We start from the raw sequence: 26,588 nt of genomic DNA on the forward strand, positions 1-26,588 counted from the left end.
TGGTGTAATTGTAAATTGTTACTTACTAGATGACACAGCTTTCACATTGGTTAGCGCCTACTTCGCCGCCATCATCAGTGAAGGTGCGGACGTAGTAGATGGACTTGATGCCCTTGTTGAAGGCGTAGTTACGCAGGATAGAAAGGTCGCGGGTTGTTTGCTTACTTTCTTTTTTCCACTCGTAGAGGCCTTTAGGAATATCGCTACGCATAAAGAGTGTCAGTGAAAGTCCTTGGTCCACGTGCTCAGTTGCAGCTGCGTAGACATCGATCACCTTGCGCATGTCCATGTCATAGGCGCTGGTGTAGTAAGGAATGGTCTCAGTTGACAAACCTGCCGCAGGATAGTAAATCTTACCGATTTTCTTTTCCTGACGTTCTTCGATCCGTTGAGTGATTGGGTGGATTGAAGCAGAAACATCATTGATATAGCTGATAGAGCCATTTGGTGCAACAGCTAAGCGGTTTTGATGGTAGAGGCCGTCAGCCTTGACCTTATCGCGTAACTCTGCCCAATCCTCTGCAGATGGGATAAAGATGTCTGCAAAGAGCTCTTTGACACGCTCAGACTTAGGTACAAACTCACCTGTCAGGTATTTGTCAAAGTAAGTACCGTTAGCATAGTCAGATTTTTCAAAGTTATGGAAGGTCACACCACGCTCACGAGCGATATTGTTAGACTCAACCAAAGTCCAGTAGTTCATGAGCATAAAGTAGATGCTGGTGAATTCGACAGCTTCCGCTGATCCATAATCGATCAACTGCTGAGCCAAATAGCTGTGTAGTCCCATAGCTCCCAGACCAAAGGTATGCGCCAGACTGTTACCGTTGTCGATGGAAGGCACAGCTGTGATGTGTGAGCTGTCAGTGACAAAGGTCAAAGCACGTGTCATGGTTCGGATGGATTTTCCGAAGTCAGGCGAAGTCATCATATTGACAACGTTGGTAGAGCCTAAGTTACATGACACATCTGTTCCCAAGTGTAGATACTCTTGGGCATCATTCAAGAGGCTAGGCTCCTGAACTTGCAGGATTTCTGAGCAAAGGTTGCTCATGATGATTTTACCGTCAATTGGATTTGAACGATTAGCTGTATCGATGTTTACGACATAAGGATAGCCAGATTCTTGTTGGAGTTTAGAAATTTCTGTTTCCAAATCACGGGTCTTGATCTTAGTCTTGGTGATCTTAGGATTGGCAACTAGCTCATCGTATTTCTCTGTGATATCGATATAGGCAAATGGTACACCGTATTCACGTTCGATTGAGTAAGGGCTGAAGAGATACATATCTTCATTCTTGCGCGCCAATTCATAGAATTTATCTGGAATGACAACACCGAGTGAGAGGGTTTTAACCCGAACTTTTTCATCAGCATTTTCTTTTTTGGTAGAAAGGAAAGCGATAATATCTGGGTGGAAGACATTGAGATAAACAACCCCAGCTCCCTGACGTTGCCCCAGCTGGTTAGAGTAAGAGAAGCTGTCCTCAAAGAGTTTCATAACAGGCACAACGCCAGATGCAGCTCCCTCATAGCCCTTGATAGGCGCTCCAGCCTCCCGCAGATTGCTGAGGGAAATTCCGACTCCGCCTCCGATACGAGACAATTGCAGGGCGGAGTTGATGGAGCGGCCGATTGAGTTCATATCATCTGTTACTTGGATGAGGAAGCAAGAAACCAATTCGCCACGACGAGCTCGACCAGCGTTGAGGAAACTTGGTGTAGCCGGTTGATAGCGCTGGTGGATGATTTCATTTGCGATATCCTTGGCAATGGCTTCATCTCCGTTGGCAAAGTAGAGGGCATTAAAGAGCACCCGATCTTCCATGCCTTCGAGATAATATTCACCATCATTGGTTTTCAGTGCATACTGGTTGTAGAATTTATAGGCAGCCATGAAAGATTTGAACTTGAAATCTTGAGCATGGATAAAAGCAGACAACTCTTCAATATATTCAGGAGAATAGAGTTGGATAAATTCTTTTTCCAAGTAGTTCTCTTCGATTAAATATTGAATTTTTTCAGTAATAGAAGCAAACTTCATCGTGTTTGGTTCAACATTTTCTTTAAAGAAGGCTTCCAAGGCTTCTTTATCTTTGTGAAGCATGATTTGCCCATTGACTGGACGGTTGATTTCGTTATTTAGACGGAAGTAAGTCACATCTTCTAAGTGTTTGAGTCCCATAATTTTCCTTTTTCTAAAATGTCTTTTGCTTTTACAAAATAAACGGCTCCTACGAATGATAGGAGCGGCAACAAAGCTCTAAATACTGGTGAGATTATGATAATTTTTTTAGTTTACCAGGCTGGAAACCAGAAAATGCTTCAGTTGGTGTTTGAATAACAGGCGCTGCATTGAAACCGAGGCTTTTGACATGGTCGATGTATTCTGGTTGCTCATCAAGGTTGATTTCGCGATATTCCACATTGTTGGTATCAAGAAAACGCTTGGTCATCTTGCATTGAACACAATCGTTTTTAGAGTAAATAGTTACCATTAGATGATTCCTCTATACTTTCATTTTCTTAAATTTAAATCTGAAACTAGTATATCTAAAAGCGAATTCGATGTCAACAGTTTTGAACTAAATATTGTATGATGTTTTCTTATAGCAACTATAGAGATACAATATATAGTGTATAAAACATCGAAACAAAGAGAAATAACCACAAGGAGTCACAGCGCTTACTGTACTTTAAGCGAAGCTAGACCAAGAAGAATTTATTATAAGGAAGAAAGCCTTGAAACGATTTCGGAAAGAGAGGGAGTTGACGATCTAATCTACTATAATTAAAACAGAATTCATTTTCAAACTCTAACGAAATATTTTGTAAGCGGGCTATAAAATTCTTGAAAAAGATTTCAAAAAGTGATATAATATCAACTTGTAAGGGTTATCACTTTAACTCAAAAGAATTATTTTAAAGGAGAGTCTAACTATGGCTTCTAAAGATTTCCACATTGTGGCAGAAACAGGTATTCACGCGCGTCCAGCAACATTGTTGGTACAAACAGCTAGCAAATTTGCTTCAGATATCACTCTTGAGTACAAAGGTAAATCAGTAAACCTTAAATCAATCATGGGTGTTATGAGTCTTGGTGTTGGCCAAGGTGCTGACGTTACAATCTCAGCTGAAGGTGCAGACGCGGATGATGCTATCGCTGCTATCTCAGAAACAATGGAAAAAGAAGGATTGGCATAAGAAAATGACAGAAATGCTTAAAGGAATTGCAGCATCTGACGGTGTTGCTGTTGCTAAGGCATATCTATTAGTTCAACCGGATTTGTCATTTGAGACTGTTTCAGTCGATGATACGAATGCAGAAGAGGCTCGTTTGGATGCAGCTCTTGAAGCTTCACAGAACGAGCTTTCTGTTATCCGTGAGAAAGCAGTAGATAGCCTTGGTGAAGAAGCGGCTCAAGTATTTGACGCTCACTTAATGGTACTCGCTGACCCTGAAATGGTTGGTCAAATCAAAGAAACGATCCGTACTAAGAAAGTAAATGCGGAAGCTGGTCTGAAAGAAGTTACAGACATGTTTATCGCTATTTTTGAAGGTATGGAAGACAATCCATACATGCAAGAACGTGCGGCAGACATTCGTGACGTAACGAAGCGCGTTTTGGCAAACCTTTTGGGCAAGAAATTACCAAATCCAGCTTCTATCAATGAAGAATCAGTTGTCATTGCACATGACTTGACTCCTTCTGATACAGCTCAATTAGACAAGAAATTTGTTAAGGCGTTTGTAACCAATATCGGTGGACGAACAAGCCACTCTGCGATTATGGCGCGTACGCTTGAAATCGCAGCGGTATTGGGAACCAATAATATTACTGAACTCGTTAAAGACGGCGATATCATTGCAGCAAATGGTATCACTGGTGAAGTTATCATTAACCCAACTGAAGAGCAGGCAGCAGCATTCAAGGCAGCTGGTGAAGCTTATGCGAAGCAAAAAGCTGAATGGGCTCTCTTGAAAGATGCTCAAACAGTGACTGCCGATGGCAAACACTTTGAACTCGCTGCTAATATCGGTACACCAAAAGACGTTGAAGGTGTCAATGCAAATGGTGCTGAAGCCGTAGGTCTTTACCGTACAGAATTCCTTTACATGGATTCACAAGACTTCCCAACAGAAGACGAGCAATACGAAGCTTACAAGGCTGTCTTGGAAGGCATGAATGGAAAACCAGTGGTTGTCCGTACGATGGACATCGGTGGAGATAAGGAACTTCCTTACTTCGATATGCCGCATGAAATGAACCCATTCCTTGGTTTCCGTGCATTGCGTATCTCTATCTCTGAAACTGGTGACGCTATGTTCCGTACACAAATCCGCGCTCTCTTGCGTGCTTCTGTACATGGACAATTGCGCATCATGTTCCCAATGGTTGCTCTCTTGACAGAATTCCGTAAAGCTAAAGCAGTTTACGAAGAAGAAAAAGCGAAATTGCAAGCTGAAGGCGTTGCTGTAGCGGATAATATCCAAGTGGGTATCATGATTGAAATTCCAGCGGCAGCAATGTTGGCGGATCAATTTGCCAAAGAAGTTGACTTCTTCTCTATCGGTACTAACGACTTGATCCAATACACAATGGCAGCTGACCGTATGAACGAACAAGTTTCATACCTCTACCAACCATACAACCCATCAATCCTTCGCTTGATCAACAACGTTATCAAGGCAGCTCACGCTGAAGGCAAATGGGCAGGTATGTGTGGAGAAATGGCCGGTGACCAAACAGCTGTGCCGCTTCTTGTCGGAATGGGCTTGGATGAATTCTCTATGAGTGCCACTTCTGTCCTTCGGACTCGTAGCCTCATGAAGAAATTGGATACGAAGAAGATGGAAGAACTTGCACAACGCGCATTGACTGAATGTGCAACGATGGAAGAAGTTCTTGAACTTAAAAAAGAATATCTTGACTTCGATTAATCTGAAAATTAAGATCAGGAAATTTTCCTGGTCTTTTTTAGTTTTTTCAGCGTCATAGTAGACCTAGTGTAGAAAGTGAGAATTGATAAAAAAGAGAGAAATATAGAGGGTTAATATAAGCAAGAGAAGATGATTCATGAAATTTGTGAAAAATTTCTTTAAATTTATAAAATTTAGTTGAAATTTTCAGAAAATTTGATAAAATGATACTTAATAACATTTTGGAGGGGACACGTGACACAATATAAGAACTATATAAATGGAGAGTGGAAAGCTTCTGAAAATGAAATCACCATCTCATCTCCTATCAATAATGAGATTTTAGGAACTGTTCCTGCCATGAGTCAGGCAGAGGTTGATTATGCGATGGCGAGCGCTCGGGCGGCTTTGCCAGCTTGGCGCGCCCTTTCAGCAGTCGAACGTGCAGCTTATCTGCATAAGGCCGCGGATATTTTGGAGCGCGATCAGGAGAAGATTGGCGAAATCCTTGCAAAAGAAGTTGCCAAGGGTATTAAAGCGGCGATTGGAGAAGTTGTTCGGACAGCAGACTTGATTCGTTATGCGGCTGAAGAGGGCATCCGTATTCATGGCCAGGTTATGGAAGGGGGTGGCTTTGAAGCTGCCAGCAAGAAAAAACTGGCTGTGGTCCGTCGTGAGCCTGTAGGAGTTGTACTGGCCATTGCGCCATTTAACTACCCAGTCAACCTGTCTGGTTCTAAGATTGCTCCTGCCCTTATCGGCGGAAATGTTGTAATGTTTAAGCCACCTACTCAAGGTTCGATTTCTGGTCTGCTCTTGGCTCAGGCTTTTGCTGAGGCTGGTCTGCCTGCTGGTGTTTTCAATACCATCACAGGACGTGGTTCAGAAATCGGGGACTACATCATTGAGCATAAGGAAGTAAACTACATTAACTTTACTGGCTCCACTCCGATCGGTGAACGCATCGGCAAGCTGGCCGGCATGCGTCCAATTATGCTAGAATTGGGTGGTAAGGATGCTGCAGTCGTGCTGGAAGATGCTGACTTGGAGCATGCAGCTAAGCAGATTGTTGGCGGGGCATACAGTTATTCAGGCCAGCGCTGTACGGCTATTAAACGTGTCATTGTCATGGAGAGCGTAGCAGATAAATTAGCGGCGCTGATTAAGGCAGAGGTAGAGAAACTGACGGTTGGTGATCCCTTTGATAATGCGGATATTACACCAGTCATTGATCATGCATCAGCAGATTTCATCTGGGGCTTGATTGAAGATGCTCAAGAAAAGGGAGCGTCAGCCTTGACAGAAATCAAACGTGAAGCAAATCTCATCTGGCCTGCCTTGTTTGACCATGTGACACTAGATATGAAATTAGCTTGGGAAGAGCCATTTGGTCCTGTTCTTCCGATTATTCGTGTGACTTCCGTTGAAGAGGCTATTCAGATCTGTAACCAGTCAGAGTTTGGTCTTCAATCTTCAGTCTTTACAAATGATTTTCCGAAAGCATTTGAAATTGCTGAGAAACTGGAAGTGGGTACTGTACACATCAATAATAAGACCCAACGTGGTCCAGATAACTTCCCATTCCTTGGTGTTAAGGGATCTGGAGCCGGAGTGCAAGGGATTCGTTACAGTATCGAAGCGATGACACAAGTGAAATCCATCGTGTTTGATGTGAAATAATGAGAAAGGCGGCTTTGTGCGGCCTTTTTTCTTACCTTTATGAACTTGTAATTCTAACAAGTGTTCGAACAATATAAAAATAAGCAGGCGTTGATATTTTTGATTGCTTATCATTTTAAAATGTAAATTTACATATTGGTCTAGATAAATTATTTTAGGAATCCTAGTACAGGGATTGATTTTTAAGTACAGATATTAGCCTCAAACTCTTTGAAATCAGTATTTTATCAGATATTTTCCACAAAAACCTTGATATAGCAACTCATTCTTTTGAAGAAATTGGGCTTTTGAAATTTTTGAGATAGTTTTTGGAAATTTACTTGAAAAATATAAGAAAATGGGGTAAAATAGAAACATAGAAAACGCTTACAAACAGAAAGGTGACTAAATGGATAAAAAAGAAGCATTAAGAACCTTTACAACAGGTGAAAACTTTCATTTGCAGCATTATTTGGGAGTGCATCAGGACGTGGTGGATGGCAAGGCTGGCTACACCTTTAGAGTTTGGGCTCCAAATGCGCAGAATGTGCATCTGATTGGAGATTTCACCAATTGGTATGGAGAGCAGATTCCTATGACTCGCAATGAAGGCGGTGTCTGGGAAGTCTTCACGGATTTGCCTAAGGAAGGAGATATTTACAAGTACAATATCAAACGCAGTAGTGGTCAGGAAATCTTGAAAATTGATCCGCTGGCTATCTATTTGGAAGAGCGCCCAGGTACGGGAGCCATTGTTCGGACTATTCCAGAGAAGAAGTGGCAAGATGGACTTTGGCTGGCTCGGAGAAAGCGTTGGGGCTTTTTCTCAAGACCGGTCAATATTTATGAAGTGCATGCTGGATCTTGGAAACGCAATCCTGACGGCAGTCCATATTCTATGGCTCAGCTTAAGGAGGAGTTGATTCCTTATCTGGTCGAAATGAACTATACACACGTTGAGTTCATGCCGCTCATGGCCCATCCTTTGGGACTCAGCTGGGGCTACCAGCTCATGGGTTACTTTGCCTTTGAACATACTTATGGAACGCCAGAGGAATTTCAGGACTTTGTCGAAGAATGTCACTTGAATAATATTGGTGTCATTGTGGACTGGGTTCCAGGTCACTTTACCATCAATGACGATGCCTTGGCCTACTATGATGGAACACCAACCTTTGAGTACCAGGATCATGACCGAGCTCATAACTATGGCTGGGGTGCCTTGAATTTTGACTTGGGAAAAAATGAAGTGCAATCTTTCTTGATTTCTAGTATCAAGTTCTGGATTGATTTCTACCATCTAGATGGGGTTCGTGTGGATGCGGTTAGCAACATGCTCTATCTAGACTACGATAGTGGTCCTTGGCAGCCAAACAAGGACGGCGGTAATCGTAACTATGAAGGCTACTATTTCTTGCAGCGCTTGAATACGGTCATCAAGCTAGCTCATCCTGATGTCATGATGATTGCTGAAGAGAGCTCGTCCGAAACTAAGATTACGGGTATGAGAGAAATGGGCGGTTTGGGCTTTGACTTCAAGTGGAATATGGGCTGGATGAACGATATTCTCCGTTTCTATGAAGAAGACCCGATTTACCGCAAGTACGATTTTAATCTGGTGACCTTCAGTTTTATGTATGCTTTTTCTGAAAATTTCCTATTGCCTTTCTCTCACGACGAAGTCGTTCATGGTAAGAAGAGCATGATGCATAAGATGTGGGGTGACCGCTATAATCAATTTGCTGGTCTCCGCAACCTCTTGACCTATCAAATCTGCCATCCAGGCAAGAAACTGCTCTTTATGGGTTCAGAATTTGGTCAATTCCTAGAGTGGAAGTCAGAAGAGCAGCTGGAATGGTCAAATCTGGACGATCAGATGAACAAGCAGATGCAGAGCTTCACTTCTGCCCTCAACGCCTTTTATCGAGACAATCGTCCGCTTTGGGAGATTGATTTGAGCTATGATGGCATCGAAATCATTGATGCAGACAATACCGATCAGAGCGTCCTTTCCTTTATCCGTAAGACGGAAAAAGGAGATATTTTAGTCTGTGTATTCAACATGGTGCCAGTAGAGCGCAAAAACTTTACCATTGGTGTGCCAGTGGCAGCCGTTTATGAAGAAGTATGGAATACTGAATTAGAGAAATGGGGAGGTGTTTGGAAAGAACACAACGAAACAGTTCAGTCTCAAGAGGGACTATGGAAAGATTATCCGCAGACCTTGACCTTTACGCTACCAGCTTTGGGAGCAAGTATTTGGAAAATCAAGCGTCGTGTGAATGTTCGTAAAAATGCTAAAAAAGATTCCACAAAGGAGTAGGATATGAAGAATGAAATGCTAGCTTTGATTCTTGCCGGTGGGCAAGGAACTCGTCTTGGAAAGCTCACACAAAGTATTGCAAAACCAGCAGTACAGTTTGGTGGTCGTTATCGTATTATTGATTTTGCGCTGTCGAACTGTGCCAACTCTGGGATCAACAATGTCGGTGTGATTACCCAGTACCAACCACTTGCTTTGAACAGTCATATCGGGAACGGTTCAAGCTGGGGCTTGGATGGTATCAATACAGGTGTATCCATTCTTCAGCCTTACTCTGCCAGTGAAGGAAATCGTTGGTTTGAGGGAACTAGCCACGCTATTTTCCAAAACATTGACTATATCGACAGTATCAATCCTGAATATGTCTTAATCCTATCTGGTGACCATATCTACAAGATGGACTATGATGATATGCTCCAATCCCACAAGGATAACAGCGCTAGTTTGACGGTTGCTGTCTTAGATGTGCCTCTCAAGGAGGCTAGCCGTTTTGGTATTATGAATACCGACGCTAACAATCGGATCGTTGAATTTGAAGAAAAACCAGAAAATCCTAAATCTACCAAGGCTTCTATGGGAATCTATATCTTTGACTGGCAACGTCTCCGTAATATGTTGATTGCTGCTGAAAAGAGCAATGTCGATATGTCCGACTTTGGTAAAAATGTTATCCCTAACTATCTTGAATCTGGCGAAAGCGTTTATGCTTATGAATTTAACGGCTACTGGAAAGACGTTGGTACGATTGAGTCACTTTGGGAAGCCAACATGGAATACATTAGTCCAGAAAATGCTTTAGACAGTCGTGATCGTCAGTGGAAAATTTACTCACGCAACTTGATTTCACCACCAAACTACCTTGGTGCAAATGCTCATGTTGAAGATTCTTTGGTAGTTGACGGCTGTTTTGTGGATGGAACTGTTAAGCATTCTATTCTTTCAACAGGCGCTCAAGTTCGTGAGGGTGCAGAAGTCACTGATTCTGTCATTATGAGTGGTGCTATTATTGGCCAGGGAGCTAAGATTAAACGTGCGATCATTGGTGAGGGCGCTGTTATTTCTGATGGTGTAGAGATTGACGGAACAGATGAAGTGCAAGTAGTCGGATATAATGAAAAAGTGGGGGTACCAACAGATGAAGATTGATAAATATTCAGCGATTTTAGGAAATACGGTCGGTTTCCACGACATGTCAACCTTAACAGACCATCGTCCAGTTGCTAGTTTGCCATTTGGTGGGAAATACCGTTTGATTGACTTCCCACTGTCTAGTCTTGCTAATGCTGGTGTTCGTAGCGTCTTTGGTATCTTCCAACAAGACAATATCAGCTCTGTCTTTGACCATATTCGTTCAGGTCGTGAGTGGGGCTTGTCTACACTTTTGAGTCACTACTATCTAGGCATTTACAATACCCGTGTAGAAAGTAGCACAGTTGGTAAGGAATATTATGAACAGTTACTGACTTATCTGAAGCGTTCAGGCTCTAACCAAACTGTAGCCCTGAACTGTGATGTGTTGATCAACATTGACCTTAATCAGGTCTTCCACTTGCATAACACAACCCAGCAACCGATGACAGTGGTTTACAAGAAATTGCCATCTAAAGATATTTCAGATGTGAATGCAGTTCTGCAAGTCAGTGAAACAGACCATGTCCTAGGGCATAAGCTGCATAGTGATAGAGACGAGGGCGAGCTCTTCAATATGTCTACAGATATTTTTGTAGTAGATACGCCTTGGTTGATTGAAAAATTGGAAGAAGAAGCCCAAAAAGAATTCCCACAAAAACTGCGCTATGTTCTTCGGGACTTGGCAGCTGAAGTTGGAGCTTTTGCTTATGAGTACACAGGCTATTTGGCAAATATCTACTCTGTTGCTTCCTATTATAAAGCTAACATTGACATGCTTGATCGGCAGAAATTCTACTCTCTCTTCTCACCAAATCAAAAGGTTTATACCAAGGTGAAAAACGAAGAGCCGACTTACTATACAACTACATCAAAAGTAAATCGCTCTCAGTTTGCGTCAGGTAGTATCGTAGAGGGTGAAGTTGTAAACTCTGTTATTTCGCGGAATACAAGAATTTTAGCAGGTAGCAGTGTCAAAGACAGTCTCCTCTTCCCACGTGTTGTCGTTGGAAAAAATGCAGTGCTAGAATATGCAATTGTGGACAAGGGCGTTGAGATTGCTGAGGGAGTAGTCGTTCGAGGTACAGCTGAACATCCAGTTGTCCTGAAGAAAGGTCAAAAAGTTACAGAGGACATCGTTTCATGAAAATTTTATTTGTAGCAGCAGAAGGAGCACCTTTTTCCAAGACGGGTGGTTTGGGAGACGTTATCGGCGCCCTTCCCAAATCTTTGGTCAAAGCTGGCCATGAAGTTGGAGTCATTCTGCCATACTATGACATGACGGATGCTAAATTTGGTGATCAAGTTGAAGACCTCTTCTCTTTTGAAGTCAGTGTCGGCTGGCGTCGGGAATATGTCGGTGTCAAAAAGATTGAGTTGGAAGGTGTGAACTTCTACTTTATCGACAATCAGCATTATTTCTTCCGTGGGCATATCTATGGCGATTTTGATGACGGCGAACGTTTTGCCTACTTCCAATTAGCAGCAATCGAACTGATGGAGCGCATTGACTTTATCCCAGATGTTCTCCATGCGCACGACTATCATACGGCCATGATTCCTTTCTTGGTCAAGGAAAAATACCGCTGGATTCAGGCATATAACAACATCAAGACGGTGTTGACCATTCACAACTTAGAATTTCAGGGACAGTTTTCGGACAGCATGCTCTGGGAACTCTTTGGTGTCGGCTATGAACGTTATGCGGACGGGACTCTCCGCTGGAATGACTGCCTCAACTGGATGAAGGCGGGTATTCTCTATGCGGATCGCGTGACAACTGTCTCACCTAGCTATGCCAACGAAATTCGGACGGCTGAGTTTGGTTGCGGTCTGGATCAGGTTCTTCGGATGGAGTCTGGCAAGCTGGTCGGTATTGTCAATGGTATCGATACAGATATCTACAATCCAGAAACCGATAAATTGCTGGCTTACCACTTTAATAAAGATGATTTGACCGGGAAATTAGAAAACAAACGAGCTCTTCAATCAAAAGTAGGCTTGCCAGTTCGGGATGATGTTCCTGTCGTTGGTATCGTCTCTCGTTTGACTCGTCAAAAAGGTTTTGATTTGGTGGTGGAAGAGTTGCATAATCTGCTTCAGGAAGATGTGCAAATTGTGCTACTTGGAACAGGTGACCCTGCATTTGAACGTGCTTTCGCTTGGTTTGGCCAGGCTTATCCTGAAAAATTATCCGCGAATATCCTTTTTGATGTTACTTTGGCTCAGGAAATCTATGCGGCTAGTGATATTTTCCTTATGCCGAGCCGCTTTGAACCTTGCGGTTTGTCTCAGATGATGTCCATGCGTTACGGTACACTGCCGCTGGTTCACGAGGTTGGTGGCCTGCGGGATACGGTTGAACCTTACAACGTCTATGATGGGCAGGGAACAGGCTTTAGCTTCAATAACTTCTCTGGTTATTGGCTAACATGGACATTCAAAGAAGCCCTCAATCTTTACTGGCATGACCAAGAAGCTTGGCGTAGTCTGCAAATACAGGCGATGGAAAGAGATTTCTCTTGGGATACAGCCAGTCGAGCATACAGTGATTTATATGAGTCACTACTCTAGTATGTTGCATTAGAACAGCAATCCTCTCTTGTTTCTGACAAGAGAGGATTTGTCGGGTAAGTGGTCTTTCTCATGTTGACATCTTATCCAGACGGATGCTTTTCCCTAAAAGAAAGGAAGTTAATTCGTAAAAATGGAATTAAATAAAGAACAGTTTATCCGAGATTTCAAGGATACTTTGCACGAACGACAGCTGATTAAGATTGCGGATGCTACACCTGCCGAGCTTTTTCAAGCCCTCGCTAGTACCATTCGTAAATATATCACGCCACTGTGGCTGGAGCGCCGCAATAAGCTCGTGGAACAGCAGCAAAAGACAGCCTATTATTTCTCGATTGAGTTTCTGCCGGGACGTATGCTGGAAACCAACCTGCTCAATTTAGGTATTCTTGATACGGTCAAGGAAAGCTTTGCTGAGCTAGGAGTTGACTTTGAGGATGTAAAAAATGCTGAGCACGACATGGCGCTGGGAAATGGAGGCCTTGGTCGTTTGGCAGCGGCCTTCATGGACTCGCTAGCTACAACGGGCTATCCAGGTTTTGGAAATGGGATTCGCTATCGCTACGGTCTTTTCAAGCAGAGAATCGTGAATGGCTATCAGGTGGAAATTCCAGATGATTGGTTTGGCAGTCTAGGCAATGTCTGGGAAACCCGTAAGGATCACGGCATTGTGGATGTCAAGATCTTTGGCAATGTTTACCTCCGTGCTAATGAAGAAGGCCGCATTGTGCCGGTTTATGAGCATTCTAAAACTTTGCGTGCTGTGCCTTATGACGTGCCTCAGATTGGCTTTGGCAATGACAATATCAACAATCTCCGTTTATGGGATGTTGAAATCCCAGAAGAATACGAACTGGACTATCCAACTATTGAAGCCCGTCGCCGGGTGCAAGACATCACTGCCATTCTCTATCCAGACGACTCTAGCTACGAAGGAAAAGAACTGCGCCTGATTCAGGAATACTTCATGACCAGCGCAGGGCTGCAAACCATTATCAAATCCTACCTCAAGCAAGGTCGTCCGCTCAAGGATATTCATGAGAAGGTTTCTGTCCATATCAACGATACCCACCCAGCAGTTGCGCCAGCTGAGTTTATGCGTCTTTTGCTGGATGACTATGGTCTCGAGTGGGCAGATGCTTGGAATGCTACGGTTAAAACCATGAGCTACACCAACCATACCATTTTGTCTGAAGCCTTGGAAAAATGGGATGCAGAGCTCTTTAAGAATGTCCTGCCGCGGGTTTATCAGATTATCTTAGAGATTGACAATCGCTATGTAGCTGAAATGGCTGGACGTGGTATCGATCCACGGGTCATCGAAAATACTCGGATTGTCAAGGACAATCAAGTCCACATGGCTCACTTGGCGATCATTGGCGGTCATTCAATCAATGGGGTTGCCAAACTCCATACCGAACTGCTCAAAGAAGACACTTTGCGTGATTTCTACAGTATTTACCCAGAGAAGTTTAACAACAAGACCAATGGCATTATCCAGCGCCGCTGGCTGCAGATTGCGGATGAGCCCCTGTCAGCTGAGATTGATAAGTTGATTGGCAAGGGCTGGAGAAGTGATATCCACGAGCTGCGCAAGCTATTGAAATTCAAAGACGACCAGCAAGTGCTGGCTGATTTCTACCGAGTGAAGCAAGAAGCCAAGGCCCGTCTGGCTGACTTCATCAAGGACTCAACAGGAGTAGAAGTTTCTACAGAAGCTATCTTTGATGTGCAGGTAAAACGCCTCCACGCCTACAAACGTCAGCTGCTCAACCTGCTTCATATCATCAAGCTTTACTGGGATCTCAAGGACAATCCTGACAAGGACATGGTACCGCGCGTCTTTATCTTTGGTGCCAAGGCTGCTCCAGGCTATCACTTTGCCAAGTCGGTTATCAAGCTAATCAATGAAGTAGCCAATCTGGTCAACAGGGATGAAAGCCTGCAAGGCAAACTCAAGGTTGTTTTCCTGGAAAACTACCGGGTCAGCCTGGCTGAGCTCATCATTCCAGCAGCAGATGTATCAGAGCAGATTTCTCTGGCTTCCAAGGAAGCTTCTGGTACTTCCAACATGAAGTTCATAATGACAGGTGCCATTACCCTAGCCACTCTGGACGGAGCCAATATCGAAATCAAGGACGAGGTCGGTGACGACAACATTGTCATCTTCGGGATGGACAAGGACCAAGTCTACGAGCACTATGCCCGCCACGATTACTACTCACGCGGTGTCTATGAAAGCAATCCTGACATTCGCCGGGTGGTCGATACCTTTGTCAATGGCACCATTCCAAACGTCCGTGAAGAAGGCTCTGAAATCTACGAAGCCCTCATCACCCACAATGATGAATACTTCCTCTTGGAAGATTTCCACTCCTATGTAGAAGCTCAAGAGAAGATTGATACTCTCTATCGTGACAAAGAAAAATGGGCCCGCATGAGCTTGATCAATATCGCTACATCTGACAAGTTCACCTCAGATGATACCATTGAGCAATATGCCAAGGAAATCTGGAACTTGGAGAAATAACACTCCTGAGAAAACATGGACAATAAGAGATTGGGGCTTGGGTCTCAGTCTCTTTTGCTATCCATCTACCATCTTGTCTAGAAATATGCTATAGTAGAGAAAGTATGAGAATTCAATTTTTTAAAAAGCAGGATAAGCAAGTATGAAAGACTACACGATTTTTTACCAACAATTAACAGCTCCCTTTCGCAGTCGTCCTAGGAAAGTGAAAGGGATGGCATATTTTAATAGGGGGATGACTGTTTTTATGCCTTTGGTGTATGGATTGGTCTTGATTGATGCCCTTCTGACAGAGGGGTGGAAAGGGCTGCTTACTTGTTTCTTCTTACCAGCCATTGGATTTGGTCTCTTGTCAGCTATTCGTAAACGACTGAATCAAGCACGCCCTTACGAGAAATGGGCTATTCAACCCTTGCTGGCCAAGGATACATCAGGCAAGTCCATGCCCAGCCGCCATGTCTTTTCGGCGACAGTGATTTCCATGTGCTTGCTCTATTTTTTCTGGCTGCCGGGGCTTATCTGCCTCTTGCTTTCAGCAGGTCTGGCTCTAGTGCGCGTGATTGGCGGCGTGCACTATCCAAAGGATGTAGTGATAGGATACCTTTGCGGAATTTGCTGGGGAGCTTTAATCTTTTTATTATAGATGTCTGGCGAGAGCCAGATTTTTCTTTGTAAAGTAAGGTAGGAGTAGACAAAGTGCCCGAGTCTATATTATAATGTAAGCAGTACCAAACTTTTATCATCAAGGAATGCCTGATTTTGGATGATGAAAAATATGTAAGGAGACTATTATGTCAGAACCGTTATTTCTAGAGTCTGTGATGCAGGAGAAAATTTGGGGCGGCACTAAGCTGCGTGATGTTTTTGGCTATGAAATCCCCAGTGACCATGTTGGCGAATACTGGGCAATTTCGGCTCATCCGAACGGTGTCTCAACCGTTAAGAATGGTCGTTTTGCCGGTCAGAAGCTAGATGCACTCTATGCTGAGCACCGTGAGCTTTTTGGCAATCGTCCAGAGCCTGTCTTTCCACTTTTGACGAAGATTTTGGATGCCAATGACTGGCTTAGCGTTCAGGTCCATCCAGATGATGCCTATGGACTAGAGCACGAAGGTGAGCTTGGCAAAACAGAATGCTGGTATGTTATCGCTGCAGACGAAGGGGCAGAGATTATCTACGGTCACAATGCCAAGAGCAAAGAAGAATTGCGCCAGCAAATCGAGAGCAAGGACTGGGCTCATCTTTTGACCAAAATTCCGGTCAAGGCTGGTGACTTTTTCTATGTGCCAAGTGGCACCATGCATGCCATAGGCTCAGGTATTCTGATTTTAGAAACTCAGCAGTCTAGCGATACCACTTATCGGGTCTATGACTTTGATCGTAAGGACGATGCTGGCAATCTGCGTGAGCTGCATTTGGAGCAATCGATTGATGTTTTGACTATCGGCGAGCCAGCCAATAGCCGTCCCGTTACCATTCAGGCAGATAATTTGACCTCTACTCTTTTGGTGGCCAATGACTTCTTTGCTGTTTACAAGTGGGACATTGCTGGTTCTGTTGAATTTAAAAAGACAGTAGATTACAGCTTGTTCAGTGTCTTGGAAGGTGCTGGTGAGTTGACAGTGGATGGACTAGTGTATCCTATCGAAAAAGGCTCTCATTTCATCCTGCCGAGCGATGTCACAGAGTGGATCTTGTCTGGCGACTTACAACTGATTGTTAGCCATCCATAGTGAAAAAACAAATGAGAGTGGGACAGAAATCGGTAATTCGTTAGAATTCGATTTCGTCGTCCCACCTCCGCACAGTTGAGTAGGGCTGTGAAAGCTGATGAAATCAGCGTAGTAGAGCCCACTCAACCACTGCGTCTTGCTCGACAATCCAAAGACAATTGAGAGGCTAGGACTTTTGTCCCAGCCTCATTTTTCTTTATTTTAGCAGAATGGACAGAGAAAATAGGCCTTTAGTTGCAATCGGTGAAAAAGTCCGATAAATAGGCCATTCCATCATGGTTGCTTGAAGAATTTTTTTTTGAAAAATGGTACAATGAAATGGAATATCTAAAGGAGTCGAATATGGAACACAAAGAAAAAGATTTTAGTTTGTCCTGGTTTTTTAGATGGTTCTTGGATAATAAGGCCATTACCGTATTTTTGGTGACCTTACTCATCGGTTTGAACATTTTTATTCTTAGCAAAATTAGCTTTATTTTTACACCAGTGATTGAGTTTATTGGTGTCATTATGTTGCCAGTGATTTTGGCTGGGCTGCTTTACTATCTGCTCAATCCCATTGTCGACTGGATGGAAAAGCGCAAGATTAGCCGTGTGGCTGGAATTACGATTGTCTTTGTCTTGATTGGTATCTTGATTGTGTGGGGCTTGGCGGTTGCTATTCCTAGCTTGCAGCATCAGATAGTGAGTTTTTCAAAGAATGTTCCCGCCTATCTCAAGCAAGCCAATAAAATGATTGAAGACGTTTTGGACAATCATATTTCAGATGATTTGAAGCCACAAATCGAGCAAGTTACGAATAAGCTTTCGACCCAGATTACTTCATGGGCTAGCAATTTTTCATCTAAGGCAGTCAATTGGGCTAGCAATTTGATTAGTACGGCTTCACAAATCATTGTAGCTATTATCATCATGCCTTTCATTCTTTTCTATTTGCTACGTGATGGGAAGAATCTCAAAGGCTATGTAGTTCAGTTCTTGCCAACGAAATTCCGCGAGTCATTTGGTCAGGTCATGACAGATGTCAATACCCAGCTGGCCAATTATGTTCGTGGTCAGGTGACTGTAGCCATTATTGTGGCCTTTATGTTTATGATTCTTTTCAAGATTATCGGCTTGCGTTACGGTGTGACTCTAGCCGTTGTGGCAGGAGTTTTGAACTTGGTACCTTATCTGGGAAGCTTCCTTGCTATGTTGCCAGCCTTGGTTCTTGGTTTGATTGCTGGTCCGATCATGCTGTTGAAAGTCATTATCGTCTTTATCGTGGAGCAGACTATTGAGGGGCGCTTCGTGTCTCCATTGATCTTGGGAAGTCAATTAAGCATCCATCCGATTACAATTTTATTTGTTTTGCTGACTTCAGGAACCATGTTTGGTATTTGGGGCGTCTTGCTGGGGATTCCAGCTTATGCGTCAGCCAAGGTTGCCATCACAGCGCTCTTTAAGTGGTACCAGAAGGTCAGCGGTTTGTATGAAGAAAGTGTTCAAGAATTAGGAGAAGGCAGTGAGTAAGAGTAAACAAATGTTAACAGCCCTGCAAAATCAGGATTTAGCGCAGGCTGAGAAGTATTTTGAAGAGGCTTTGAGCCAAGATACCGATCAAGAGTTATTAGAATTAGCCGATTACTTAGAAAGTATCGGCTTTTTCCCTCAAGCCAAACGAATTTATGAAAAATTGGCTCCGCTCTACCCTGAGTCCTATATCAGTCTGGCAACGATTGCTGCTGACGATGGTGACTTGGAAGAAGCTTTTGCTTATTTAGAGGAAATCGACTCAGAAAGTGAATGGTATGTGGCAGCTCTCTTGGCAAAGGCTGACCTCTATCAGCTAGAAGGATTGCCAGATGTGGCAAGGGAGAAATTGCTGGAAGCTGCCAAACTATCGGACGAACCTTTAGTGACTTTTGGTTTGGCAGAAATTGAGTTTGAATTGGAAAATTTTGCCCAGGCTATCAAGGAATATGCCCAGCTAGATAATCGCTCTATTTACGAGCAGACAGGCGTATCTACCTATCAGCGCATCGGTCTTTGCTATGCCAGTCTGGGGAAAATCGAAGCAGCCATTGAATTTTTGGAAAAGGCTGTGGAGCTGGAGTACGATGAAGAGACGGTCTATGAATTGGCAGCTATCTTGTACGAACAAGAGGAGTACCAAAAAGCTAATTTGTACTTCAAGCAGCTGGATACGATTTCGCCAGATTTTGAAGGCTATGAGTATGCCCACGCGCAGTCTCTCCATGCGGAGCATAAGACCGAGGAAGCTTTGGCAATGGCCGAGCAAGGCTTGACCAAAAATCCTTTCGAGACTCGCCTTTTGCTTCTTGCTTCGCAATTATCTTACGAACTGCATGATGTGGAAAAATCCGAGGATTACCTGCTAGCAGCTCAGGAAAATGCAGATGACTTAGAGGAAATTGCTCTACGCCTGACCAATCTCTATCTGGAGCAGGAACGCTACGATGCGGTCTTAGCTTTTGAGGAACAAGAGCTAGACAATGTCTTGACTCGCTGGAATCTGGCGCGGGCTTATCAGGCCTTGGAAAATCTGGAAAAAGCTAGGGAGCTGTATCAGGAACTGGCAGATGATTTGCAGGAAAATCCTGAATTTTTGGAAGAATTTGTTTATCTCTTACGCGAATTAGGGCGTGTGGAAGAAGCAAGAGTACAGGCTGGTAAGTACCTGCGTTTGGTTCCAGATGATACTGCTATGGCCGATTTGTACGAAAGTTTGTAAAGTTTTTTTGGAAAATCTCCTGCATTTCTAGTTTTGAGGCATATTAGCAAGAAGATTTTCTTATGGACACGATAGTCTGATTAAAGAAGGAGTGGAGATAATGTCCCAATTGAAAAGAATCCAAGAAATGGAAGAGCATTTGAATAAATACGCTCAGACGCTGGCTGCAGCTCAATCAGCTTTGGCTGAGCTGGAGGCCAGCCAGAAGCATTATATCCAGCTCCGAGATTATTACACCAGCCAAGCTTTCTTTGACGATTTGGAATTTTCCAATCGACCTGACTTTCCTGAGGATGTGGCATGTGGCGTTTTGAGCGAAGATGCTGTTTATGACCTGATGGGAGAGCACTTTGAGACGGCCTTGCAGCTACTAGACCTATCCAGTGCCATGCTGAAAGAAAGGTAAGGACATAGAAATAATAGGAGCTGAACAGTTACAACTGTAGTAAAACCTAAACAAAGTTCGACCAACTATTGACCGTACCAAAGTGACAAAAGACTAGCAGAAAGGCGGATGAGCATGCGCGACAATCATCTTCATACCTATTTTTCCTATGATTCTGAGGCTGATTTTTCTGACTATCTGGACCATTACGAGGGCGAGATTGTCACCACTGAGCACTATGACTTGTCCAATCCCTACCCTTACCAAGCTGCCTCGCCCCATGATGATGTGCCTGACTATGCGGCCTATTCAGCAAAAATAGCAGAGCTAAACCAGCAATATGGCAACCGCATCAAAAAGGGGATTGAAATTGGTTACTATGCTCCGCGTAAGGCCGATATTTTAGCTTTCCTAGCCGACAAGGAATACGACTTGAAACTCCTATCTGTTCACCACAATGGTAGTTTTGACTATCTGGAAGAGACTGTCTTGCAGCTGGACAAGATGGAGTTAATTCCCCGCTACCTGAGAGAGCTAGAAGAGGCAATCGAGGCTGTTCCGGCGGATGTCCTAGCCCACTTTGACTATGGCTTTCGGAAATTCGACCTTACCGTAGAGGAGTTAAAAACTTTTGAACCAGAGCTGCGACAGCTTTTTCAAAAGATGATTGATCATGGTTTGGCCTTTGAACTCAACTGCAAGTCCATGTATCTCTATGGACACGAGGAACTCTATATCTATGCTATCTCTCTAGTCAAGAAGCTGGGCGGTCAGCGCTTTTCAGTAGGATCAGACGGCCACAAACTAGAACATTTTCGACTTAAGTTTGACCGTGTGGCTCAAATCCTCGCTGATGTCGGTATTGAGGAAAGCCAGTTGATTTAAGGCTACCGTGCGGTTTTTCAAACTTCCATTAAACGATTTTTTTGAAATTCGACCAGAATATGATATACTTAATTATCTTAGAAAATACAGAAGTTTATTGATATAGGAGAAAAAATGGCAGAGCCAGTGAAATTATTTCAGTATAATACCCTAGGAGCCTTGATGGCTGGACTTTATGGTGGGAGCATGACGATTGGGGAGCTCCTGAAATACGGCGATTTAGGGATTGGTACACTGGATTCCATTGATGGGGAGTTGATTGTTCTTGATGGTAAGGCCTATCAGGCCAAGGGATCTGGCGATGTGCCTGAAGTTGTAGAAGTTTCAGATGATGTAACGGTGCCCTACGCTGCGGTTGTTCCCCACCAAGCAGAGGTCATTTTCCGGCAGCGCTTCGAAATGACAGATGAAGAGCTGGAAAAGCGAATTGAATCCTATTACGATGGGGAAAATCTATTTCGCTCCATCAAGATTCATGGAGAATTTTCCCACATGCATGTGCGAATGATTCCAAAATCGACTTCAGAGAAGAAGTTTGCTGAAGTAGCCGTAAGTCAGCCTGAGTACCATGCGGACAATGTTTCTGGAACTATTGTTGGTTTTTGGACACCCGAAATTTTCCACGGTGTCAGTGTAGCCGGCTATCATCTTCACTTTATTTCAGATGATCATACCTTTGGTGGTCACGTTATGGACTTTGTTATCAAGGAAGGAATTGTGGAGCTAGGTGCTGTGGATCAGTTGGATCAACGTTTCCCAGTTCAAGACCGTAAGTTCCTCTTTGCAAAATTCAATGTCGATGAAGTAAGATCGGACATGGACAAGGTTGAGTAGTCAATTGCTGTGACAATTGTCTACTTCTGATAAAAAAGAGGCTAGGACTCTGCTGTCCCAACCTCTGAAAGATAACTAGAATTTTAAATTTAGTAAGTTTGAGGAGCCGAGGCTCCTCTTTTGTTTTTCAATATCCGCCAAATCCATATTTTAGAAATTGATTAGTTTACATTTTCATGCTTTTAATCTTTTCTTCATCTGGTGTGACGCGCAGGGTTTTCTGGCCCGTATAGGTGACAAATCCTGGCTTGCCACCAGTTGGTTTATTGAGTTTTCTAGTCTCAATCATATCTACTTGGACCAGATTGGAGAGTCTAGCTTTGGAAAAGTAGGCCGCTAGCTCGGCAGCGTCTGTCTTGACCTCATCGCTAGGCTGAAGATTGCCTGTGATGACCACATGACTGCCTGGAATATCCTTGGCGTGAAACCAAAGCTCGTCTTTTTTGGCTATCTTAAAAGTCAGCTCATCATTTTGTAGATTGTTACGTCCAACCAGGATAATGGTTTGGCCATCTGTTGCCAAATATTTCTCCGGTTTCTGTCTTTTCTGGATTTTCTCTCTTTGGCGTCGGCGGATAAAGCCAGTCTGGATTAGTTCCTCCCGAATTTCTGCAATTTCAGTCAGGCTGGCCTGAGCAAGAGCTATTTCCACGCTCTCTAGGTAGAGAATCGTAGTCCGTGTCTCCTCAATCAAGCTGGTCAGGTGTTTGACGGCTTCCTTGAGCTTCTGGTAACGTTTGAAATAGCGCTGGGCATTTTGGTTGGGGGTTAGGGCCTTATCAAGTGAGATGCTAATCTTCTCACCTGTGTAGTAATTGTCCAACTCAACCTGGTCCTGATCGTTAGGTACCTGATGGAGAAAGGTAGTTAAGAGCTCCCCTTTTTGACGGAATTCCTCTGCATTCTCTGTTGCTAGGAGCTCTTCCTCTTGCTTGCCCAGCTTTTTCCGGTTCTTTTCCAACTCATTTTCTACCCGGCGGATGAGCTCGCTGGCCTGCTGGTTGACCCGATCTCGCTCAGCCTTGTCCTTGTAGAAAGTGTCCAAAAGCTCGGATAGCGTGGACATTTGGGTCTTACTGTCGGAAAATAGCAGAGCAGAGAAGGATTTTTCGGTCAGGCTTGGCTGAGTCGGACTGGCAAAGAAGGCTCGGAAAGTTTTGAGCTTGTCAGCGGTCAGACGACCACTGAGCTCAGTAGCCGTATCCCGACCCAATCCCTGAAAAATTTGCTGCAAGCGTTTGGGCTCTATGTCCTCAGTCTGCAGGATTTCAAAAAGCTTTTCATCACCCACAGTGAAAGGATTGAGACTGCCAGTCTGAGGCGGTGCAACATAGGTTGAGCCCGGCAGGATCGTTCGATAGCTATTTTGTGAAAATCCGACATGTTTGATGGCCTCAATAATCTTGTCGCTAGCCTTGTCCAAGAGAATGATATTGCTGTGCTTGCCCATGATTTCGATGACCAGAGTCACAGCCACGCTGTCGCCGATTTCGTTCTTATTGGAAACACTGATTTCCAAAATCCGGTCATTCTCCACTTGCTGGATTGCTTCAATGACAGCGCCCTGCAAGTATTTGCGCATCACCATGATAAAGGTATTAGGAACAGCTGGATTTTCAAACGTGGTATCTGTCAGCTGGACGCGCCCAAAGACCGAGTGGGCTGATAGGAGCAGCTTGTGGCTTTTACGGTTGCTGCGAATCTGTAAAACCAGCTCCTGTTCAAAGGGCTGATTAATCTTCTGAATGCGGCCGCCCAACAATTCGTGGCGGAGCTCCTCTGTCATGTGGTGTAAAAAAAATCCGTCGAAAGACATCTATATTCTCTCTTTCATAGAAATAACTTCTATCATTATATCATATCACAGAAAATAGAGCAGGAAGTTGATGAATATTTCTTGAAAGGGATCTATACATTAAAAGAAATAATCATAATGTACCCTAATTATTTTTTGAACTGTTTTACAGCAATATGACAATGCAAAGGAATGGAAAAAGAGGAGATTGTGGTATAATGTATATTATTCATAAATAACTTGAAAGCAAGGTATATTATTTGATTTGTACGAGATGTGATGAGTTCAAAAAAGTTTTAGCAGTGGAAGAGTACATTGTAAGAAGTGCTCCAGAAAAAGGAAATTTTCTTGAAGAACTTTTTGATGAATTTTCTGTAAACCAAGAAGTAGAAAGTATATGCCAAAATTGTAGTAATAAAATATCGAAAAGTGAATCTTACTTTGATGACGATGAGTTAATGGAAAGATTGTATCATTTTATTGGAGAGCAACTAACATCTAAAATTGAAGGTTGTCAGTTTTGTTCTCAACCATCAGAAATATTTACCAGTATGCGACATGGTGGATTCTTTGATGAAGAGGATGATGTTGAGGGTATGATTGATGATTTAGATACCTCAATTGAAGTAGGAGAATTTATCTATGATCAATTTGATTTAGATACCATTGATGAAATTGTTAAATCTATGTACTGCCCAGTGTGTGGCTTTGGTTCTGGACCTAATTATGATGAAAAAATAGACTATGGTTTTTTTGATGAGTTTTCGAAAATTTACACAAAAGAATCTTTAGACGAATTTGATGAAAGGTTTTATGGAGAAATTGAAGAAATAGAGAAAGAAGTCAGCTTATTGGCAAATGAATTAACAATGGAAGAGTTAGTTGACTTGAAGGATGAATATATACAAAACAAACTTTATGTTTCTCAAAATAAAGCTTTTTTAAGTCTTGAAGAAGTTATTAAGTCTTTGTATGAAAAGGGAGGTTATTACCCGTTAGCTTCTGGAAGAACAATTTTTAGAACACGAACTATGGAACTTGGCTATCAAATTAGCGAATCACCGCCAGATGACAAATTATGGGAGCCTCCATATGGGGTATCGGGGCATGGAAGGTATAATGATATTGGAGTGAGTGTTCTATATTGTGCTAATAACTTAGATGTTCTTCAAGAAGAAGTTCCTTTAGATCAAGGGAAGGAATATGTATATGCTAAATTTATTCTTAGTAAAACTTTAAAAATGTTTCCAATAAATTTTGTTTTTAAGAGAGGGAAAGATAAACAGAGTGATTTTGATGGACTTATTTCTCAGCCATCAAAATCGGATTTAAAGTCATTTAGGATAGAATATATTATGAGCAATATTGTTGCAGCAATCTGTTCAAAAATAGGATATAACGGAATAGCGTATAAATCTACTAAGTGTCCGGAATCTATAAATTATGCTTTTCTTAGATTTGATAAAGAAAACGAATTTACGATGGTTGAAGTATTTAAATAAAATAGCTTTAATAGAGAAACGTTGGAGATGATTTTATTTTTATTCTAAAAATGAAGATGATTCTTTGAATATCAGAATAATTAACAATGTATTATATAATTGGATTTTAATCTTGACATTTTCGTCAGGATACTTTATAATAGTGTAGATTAGAAAGTAATTTATGACTGTCTTTTAGAGAGCCTGTAGTTGGTGCAAGCAGGCGGTGGGCATGAACGAAATTGGGCTAATTGATAAAATGAATTTGAAACAATAAGAATTCGGTAGGCACACCTTACAGTGCAGCTTGTTTGATGACAAGACAGAGATATGGGGAATATTAGCTATTTTCCATAACTGAGGTGGCACCGCGATTTTCGCCCTCACACAGAATACCTGTGTGAGGATTTTTTGTTGCTTATTATAAAAAACAAGGAGAATTGCCTATGTTTAAACGATGGCGTCCCTAGGGATTAAATAGGAAATTATAAAACATAGAAATGGAGAAAGAACATGAAAAATAAACGATTAGTAACTATCTTAGGCCTTTTGGCTGTTTTGGCAATCGGTGGGATAGTCTATTCTAGCTTGAACAGCAAAGGCAACACCACTAAGACTAGTGGCGACAGTCAGACAGTCAAGGTAGGCGTGCTGCAGTATGTCAGCCACCCTTCGCTGGATTTGATTTACAAGGGGATTCAGGATGGTCTGGCTGAGGAAGGCTATAAGGGCGACAAGATTAAGATTGACTTTATGAATGCTGAGGGCGATCAGAGTAAGGTCTCTACTATGAGCAAGCAGCTGGTTTCCAATGACAATGATGTGCTGATTGGGATTGCGACTCCGTCTGCCCAAGGACTGGCTGCAGCTACTAAGGACAAGCCCATCGTCATGGGAGCTATCACAGATCCGGTCGGAGCAAACCTAGTGAAAAATCTGGACAAGCCAGGTGGCAATATCACGGGTGTCTCTGACCACAATCCAGCCAAGCAACAGCTAGATCTGATTAAAAAATTGACTCCAGATGTTAAGACTATCGGTGCGCTCTACTCTAGCAGCGAAGACAACTCCAAAGCTCAGGTGGAAGAATTCAAAAAACTAGCTGAAGAGGCGGGCTACAAGGTAGAGGAATACTCTGTTCCGTCCACAAATGAAATTGCTTCAACCATGAATGTCATGACTGGCAAGGTTGACGCTATCTGGATTCCAATTGACAATACCATTGCGTCAGCTTTTGCGACAGTTGTGTCCAGCAATAAAGAGGCTAAGAAACCGATTTATCCAAGTGCGACAGCCATGGTAGAAGAAGGTGGTCTTGCCTCTGTCGTTGTAGATCAGTATGACCTAGGTGTTGCGACTGGTAAAATGGCAGCTAAAGTCCTTAAAGGTGCCAAACCTGCTGATACTGCAGTAGATATTTTTGATAAAGGTAAATCTGTTATCAATACTAAAAATGCCAAAGAACTCGGTATCACTGTACCAGAAGATGCTCTCAAAGAAGCAGGACAAGTGATTAAATAGAGAGAAAGGAAGTTCGTTGCTCAATGGACTTCTTTTTCTTCTTGTAAATTCTATAACTGAGCTTGCGAAATGTTTAGAAATCTGT

General features: G+C 42.9%; 20 protein-coding genes. 17 read left to right on the forward strand and 3 right to left on the reverse strand.

Annotated features, from left to right (window positions below):
- Positions 1-25: 25 nt before the first annotated feature.
- A complete protein-coding gene (nrdE, locus tag ACWPVL_RS07330) occupies positions 26-2,185 on the reverse strand; it encodes a class 1b ribonucleoside-diphosphate reductase subunit alpha (RefSeq protein WP_454387937.1) in 2,160 nt (719 codons plus the stop codon).
- A 94-nt stretch (positions 2,186-2,279) separates the two neighbouring features.
- A complete protein-coding gene (nrdH, locus tag ACWPVL_RS07335) occupies positions 2,280-2,498 on the reverse strand; it encodes a glutaredoxin-like protein NrdH (RefSeq protein WP_005589588.1) in 219 nt (72 codons plus the stop codon).
- Positions 2,499-2,940: 442 nt separating this feature from the next.
- Here nrdH and ACWPVL_RS07340 point away from each other — a divergent pair, with 442 nt between their 5' ends.
- The 15 genes from ACWPVL_RS07340 (at position 2,941) to budA (ending at position 21,706) form a co-directional block, all read left to right on the forward strand.
- Positions 2,941-3,204 carry a phosphocarrier protein HPr gene (locus ACWPVL_RS07340; protein ID WP_005589589.1) on the forward strand — a complete coding sequence of 88 codons (264 nt, stop codon included), beginning with the start codon at positions 2,941-2,943 and terminating at the stop codon, positions 3,202-3,204.
- A 4-nt stretch (positions 3,205-3,208) separates the two neighbouring features.
- Positions 3,209-4,942 carry a phosphoenolpyruvate--protein phosphotransferase gene (gene ptsP, locus ACWPVL_RS07345; RefSeq protein ID WP_454387939.1) on the forward strand — a complete coding sequence of 578 codons (1,734 nt, stop codon included), beginning with the start codon at positions 3,209-3,211 and terminating at the stop codon, positions 4,940-4,942.
- Positions 4,943-5,176: 234 nt separating this feature from the next.
- Entirely contained in the window at positions 5,177-6,601 is a 1,425-nt protein-coding gene (locus ACWPVL_RS07350) for an NADP-dependent glyceraldehyde-3-phosphate dehydrogenase (RefSeq protein WP_454387941.1), read from the forward strand.
- A gap of 388 nt (positions 6,602-6,989) precedes the next feature.
- Positions 6,990-8,903 carry a 1,4-alpha-glucan branching protein GlgB gene (gene glgB / locus ACWPVL_RS07355; protein ID WP_454387943.1) on the forward strand — a complete coding sequence of 638 codons (1,914 nt, stop codon included), beginning with the start codon at positions 6,990-6,992 and terminating at the stop codon, positions 8,901-8,903.
- Positions 8,904-8,906: 3 nt separating this feature from the next.
- Positions 8,907-10,049, forward strand: coding sequence for a glucose-1-phosphate adenylyltransferase (locus ACWPVL_RS07360; protein WP_045496498.1), 1,143 nt, complete (start codon positions 8,907-8,909; stop codon positions 10,047-10,049).
- Positions 10,039-11,178, forward strand: coding sequence for a glucose-1-phosphate adenylyltransferase subunit GlgD (gene glgD / locus ACWPVL_RS07365; RefSeq protein WP_454388212.1), 1,140 nt, complete (start codon positions 10,039-10,041; stop codon positions 11,176-11,178). The genes ACWPVL_RS07360 and glgD overlap by 11 nt, the downstream gene beginning before the upstream one ends.
- Positions 11,175-12,605 carry a glycogen synthase GlgA gene (glgA, locus tag ACWPVL_RS07370; RefSeq protein WP_454387945.1) on the forward strand — a complete coding sequence of 477 codons (1,431 nt, stop codon included), beginning with the start codon at positions 11,175-11,177 and terminating at the stop codon, positions 12,603-12,605. The genes glgD and glgA overlap by 4 nt, the downstream gene beginning before the upstream one ends.
- Before the next feature lie 133 nt (positions 12,606-12,738).
- Positions 12,739-15,135 (forward strand): glycogen/starch/alpha-glucan phosphorylase, encoded by a 2,397-nt coding sequence (locus tag ACWPVL_RS07375; protein WP_454387947.1) that lies wholly within the window; start codon positions 12,739-12,741, stop codon positions 15,133-15,135.
- A 142-nt stretch (positions 15,136-15,277) separates the two neighbouring features.
- Complete coding sequence (locus tag ACWPVL_RS07380) at positions 15,278-15,778, forward strand: phosphatase PAP2 family protein (protein ID WP_454387949.1); 501 nt, start codon at positions 15,278-15,280, stop codon at positions 15,776-15,778.
- A gap of 148 nt (positions 15,779-15,926) precedes the next feature.
- Entirely contained in the window at positions 15,927-16,868 is a 942-nt protein-coding gene (manA, locus tag ACWPVL_RS07385) for a mannose-6-phosphate isomerase, class I (RefSeq protein ID WP_454387951.1), read from the forward strand.
- Between the two features lie 342 nt (positions 16,869-17,210).
- On the forward strand, positions 17,211-18,380 hold the full coding sequence (locus ACWPVL_RS07390) for an AI-2E family transporter (RefSeq protein WP_454387953.1): 1,170 nt from the start codon (positions 17,211-17,213) through the stop codon (positions 18,378-18,380).
- Positions 18,373-19,602 carry a tetratricopeptide repeat protein gene (locus ACWPVL_RS07395; protein WP_454387955.1) on the forward strand — a complete coding sequence of 410 codons (1,230 nt, stop codon included), beginning with the start codon at positions 18,373-18,375 and terminating at the stop codon, positions 19,600-19,602. The genes ACWPVL_RS07390 and ACWPVL_RS07395 overlap by 8 nt, the downstream gene beginning before the upstream one ends.
- Positions 19,603-19,702: 100 nt before the next feature.
- Positions 19,703-20,008, forward strand: coding sequence for a DUF4298 domain-containing protein (locus ACWPVL_RS07400; protein ID WP_454387957.1), 306 nt, complete (start codon positions 19,703-19,705; stop codon positions 20,006-20,008).
- Positions 20,009-20,122: 114 nt separating this feature from the next.
- Positions 20,123-20,872, forward strand: a complete 750-nt coding sequence (locus tag ACWPVL_RS07405; protein ID WP_454387959.1) for a hypothetical protein — start codon at positions 20,123-20,125, stop codon at positions 20,870-20,872.
- Positions 20,873-20,986: 114 nt separating this feature from the next.
- Positions 20,987-21,706: an acetolactate decarboxylase gene (gene budA, locus ACWPVL_RS07410; RefSeq protein WP_048764600.1), complete on the forward strand. Its 720-nt coding sequence runs from the start codon at positions 20,987-20,989 to the stop codon at positions 21,704-21,706.
- 166 nt (positions 21,707-21,872) lie between these two features.
- On the opposite strand, the gene fbpA is transcribed toward budA, so the two are convergent.
- Positions 21,873-23,522 carry an Rqc2 family fibronectin-binding protein FbpA gene (gene fbpA / locus ACWPVL_RS07415; protein ID WP_454387961.1) on the reverse strand — a complete coding sequence of 550 codons (1,650 nt, stop codon included), beginning with the start codon at positions 23,520-23,522 and terminating at the stop codon, positions 21,873-21,875.
- Between the two features lie 281 nt (positions 23,523-23,803).
- On the opposite strand from fbpA, the gene ACWPVL_RS07420 reads away from it, so the two are divergent.
- Both ACWPVL_RS07420 and trpX read left to right on the forward strand, forming a co-directional pair.
- Positions 23,804-25,003 carry an RES domain-containing protein gene (locus ACWPVL_RS07420; RefSeq protein ID WP_454387963.1) on the forward strand — a complete coding sequence of 400 codons (1,200 nt, stop codon included), beginning with the start codon at positions 23,804-23,806 and terminating at the stop codon, positions 25,001-25,003.
- Positions 25,004-25,495: 492 nt separating this feature from the next.
- The gene (gene trpX / locus ACWPVL_RS07425; RefSeq protein WP_454387965.1) at positions 25,496-26,503 is read left to right on the forward strand and encodes a tryptophan ABC transporter substrate-binding protein; all 1,008 of its coding nucleotides are present in this window, start codon (positions 25,496-25,498) and stop codon (positions 26,501-26,503) included.
- Positions 26,504-26,588 lie beyond the last annotated feature (85 nt).

This window comes from Streptococcus sp. Marseille-Q8145, assembly GCF_965112035.1.

Bases quoted from the DNA above. Each gene is read 5' to 3' on its own strand.
- nrdE (WP_454387937.1), bottom strand. From the start codon at position 2,185: ATGGGACTCAAACACTTAGAAGATGTGACTTACTTCCGTCTAAATAAC.
- nrdH (WP_005589588.1), bottom strand. From the start codon at position 2,498: ATGGTAACTATTTACTCTAAAAACGATTGTGTTCAATGCAAGATGACC.
- ACWPVL_RS07340 (WP_005589589.1), top strand. From the start codon at position 2,941: ATGGCTTCTAAAGATTTCCACATTGTGGCAGAAACAGGTATTCACGCG.
- ptsP (WP_454387939.1), top strand. From the start codon at position 3,209: ATGACAGAAATGCTTAAAGGAATTGCAGCATCTGACGGTGTTGCTGTT.
- glgB (WP_454387943.1), top strand. From the start codon at position 6,990: ATGGATAAAAAAGAAGCATTAAGAACCTTTACAACAGGTGAAAACTTT.
- ACWPVL_RS07360 (WP_045496498.1), top strand. From the start codon at position 8,907: ATGAAGAATGAAATGCTAGCTTTGATTCTTGCCGGTGGGCAAGGAACT.
- glgD (WP_454388212.1), top strand. From the start codon at position 10,039: ATGAAGATTGATAAATATTCAGCGATTTTAGGAAATACGGTCGGTTTC.
- glgA (WP_454387945.1), top strand. From the start codon at position 11,175: ATGAAAATTTTATTTGTAGCAGCAGAAGGAGCACCTTTTTCCAAGACG.
- ACWPVL_RS07375 (WP_454387947.1), top strand. From the start codon at position 12,739: ATGGAATTAAATAAAGAACAGTTTATCCGAGATTTCAAGGATACTTTG.
- ACWPVL_RS07380 (WP_454387949.1), top strand. From the start codon at position 15,278: ATGAAAGACTACACGATTTTTTACCAACAATTAACAGCTCCCTTTCGC.
- manA (WP_454387951.1), top strand. From the start codon at position 15,927: ATGTCAGAACCGTTATTTCTAGAGTCTGTGATGCAGGAGAAAATTTGG.
- ACWPVL_RS07390 (WP_454387953.1), top strand. From the start codon at position 17,211: ATGGAACACAAAGAAAAAGATTTTAGTTTGTCCTGGTTTTTTAGATGG.
- ACWPVL_RS07400 (WP_454387957.1), top strand. From the start codon at position 19,703: ATGTCCCAATTGAAAAGAATCCAAGAAATGGAAGAGCATTTGAATAAA.
- ACWPVL_RS07405 (WP_454387959.1), top strand. From the start codon at position 20,123: ATGCGCGACAATCATCTTCATACCTATTTTTCCTATGATTCTGAGGCT.
- budA (WP_048764600.1), top strand. From the start codon at position 20,987: ATGGCAGAGCCAGTGAAATTATTTCAGTATAATACCCTAGGAGCCTTG.
- fbpA (WP_454387961.1), bottom strand. From the start codon at position 23,522: ATGTCTTTCGACGGATTTTTTTTACACCACATGACAGAGGAGCTCCGC.
- trpX (WP_454387965.1), top strand. From the start codon at position 25,496: ATGAAAAATAAACGATTAGTAACTATCTTAGGCCTTTTGGCTGTTTTG.